Below are 2,117 nucleotides of genomic sequence, written 5' to 3' on the forward strand. Positions count from 1 at the left end.
TGTTCAGCTTGCGGGCGACCGCGCGGTAGAGCGTCTCCACGAGAAAGGTCGACTTGCCGCCGCCCGACACGCCGGTGACCGCGGTGAACAGGCCGAGCGGGATCGTGACGTCGATGTCCTTGAGATTGTTCTCGGCCGCGCCGACGACCTTGATGCTGCGGCCCTTCTTGGCCTTGCGGCGGTCCTTGGGGAGCGGGATCTGCTTGAACCCGGTGAGATATTGCCCGGTGAGGCTGTCCGGGTTCTGCATCACCTGTGCGGGCGTGCCTTCGGCGACGACGGCGCCGCCATGGCGCCGGCGCCCGGGCCCATGTCGACCACGTAGTCCGCCTCGAGGATGGCCTCCTCGTCGTGCTCGACCACGATCACCGAGTTGCCGAGATCGCGCAGGGCTTTCAGCGTCTCGAGCAGGCGGGCGTTGTCGCGCTGATGGAGGCCGATCGAGGGCTCGTCCAGCACGTAGAGCACGCCGGTGAGCCCCGAGCCGATCTGCGAGGCGAGCCGGATGCGCTGGCTCTCGCCGCCCGACAGCGTGCCGGAGGCGCGCGACAGCGTCAGATATTCGAGGCCCACGTCGTTGAGGAAGGTCAGCCGCTCGCGGATCTCTTTGAGGATGCGCGCGGCGATCTCGTTCTGCTTTTTGGTGAGGTGCTCGGGCAGCGTGTCGAACCAGGCCTTCGCCTCGCGGATCGACAGGTCCGTGACCTGGCCGATATGGAGGCCCGCGATCTTCACCGCGAGCGCCTGGGGCTTCAGGCGATAGCCCGTGCAGGCTTCGCAAGGCTGGTCGGACTGGTAGCGCTCCAGCTCCTCGCGCACCCAGTTGGACTCGGTCTCGCGCCAGCGCCGCTCGATATTGGTGATGACGCCTTCGAACGGCTTCGAAGTTGAGTAGCGCCGCACGCCGTCGTCATAGGTGAAGGTGACGTCGTCGATGGAGCCGTAGAGCACGATCTCGCGGAAATCCTCCGGCAGATCCTTCCACGGCTTGGTCATCGGCTGCTTGTAGTGCTTGGCGAGCGACTCAAGCGTCTGCTGGTAATAGGGCGAGGTGGCCGACGTGCGCGTCCACGGCGCGATGGCGCCGCGGTTGAGGCTCAACTCCTCGTTGGGCACCACCAGGTCCGGCTCGAAGAACAGTTCGGTGCCGAGCCCGTCGCATTCGGGACAGGCGCCGTACGGATTGTTGAACGAGAACAGGCGCGGCTCGATCTCCTCGATGGTGAAGCCGGAGACCGGGCAGGCGAACTTGGCCGAGAAGATGATGCGCTCCGGCTCGCCCTTTGCCCGTTGATCGGCGAACTCGGCGAAGGCGATGCCGTCCGAGAGCGAGAGCGCCGTCTCCAAGCTATCCGCGAGACGCGCGGCGATGTCGGAACGCACCACGATGCGGTCCACCACCACGTCGATGTCGTGCTTGATCTTCTTGTCGAGGGTAGGGGCCTCGGAAATCTCGTGGAAGGCGTTGTCGATCTTGACCCGCTGGAAGCCCTTCTTCTGGAGCTCGGCCAGCTCCTTGCGGTACTCGCCCTTGCGGCCGCGCGCGATCGGCGCCAGCAGATAGAGCCGCGTGCCTTCGGGGAGGCTGAGCACGATGTCCACCATCTGGCTCACGGTCTGGCTCTCGATGGGCAGACCCGTGGCGGGCGAGTAGGGGATGCCGACCCGCGCCCACAACAGGCGCATATAGTCGTAGATCTCCGTGACCGTGCCGACCGTGGAGCGCGGATTCTTCGAGGTGGTCTTCTGCTCGATGGAGATGGCCGGCGACAGGCCCTCGATATGGTCCACGTCCGGCTTCTGCATCATGTCCAGGAACTGGCGGGCGTAGGCGGAGAGCGACTCCACATAGCGGCGCTGGCCCTCGGCATAGATCGTGTCGAAGGCGAGCGAGGACTTGCCCGAGCCGGAGAGCCCGGTGATCACCACGAGCTGCTCGCGCGGCAGGTCCAGCGACACGTTCTTGAGGTTGTGCTCCCGCGCGCCGCGGATGGAGAGGGATTTGGAGGTCATGCCGTTAGCAATGTCGGGGGACGAGGGCCTGACCGCAAGGCTTAGCTGGCTCTCAGGGGCCCCACAAGAGGGCCAAAGGCGCGCGGCGAGGCGGGCTGAGATCA

The 2,117-nt window shown here is 65.9% G+C and carries 1 pseudogene; it reads right to left on the reverse strand.

Annotation, left to right across the window (positions count from 1 at the left end):
- Window positions 1-2,013 (reverse strand): annotated as a pseudogene (gene uvrA, locus AUC71_RS11500) (excinuclease ABC subunit UvrA); the annotation flags it as partial.
- Window positions 2,014-2,117: the final 104 nt, after the last annotated feature.

The organism is Methyloceanibacter marginalis (genome assembly GCF_001723295.1).
Taxonomy (GTDB): domain Bacteria; phylum Pseudomonadota; class Alphaproteobacteria; order Rhizobiales; family Methyloligellaceae; genus Methyloceanibacter; species Methyloceanibacter marginalis.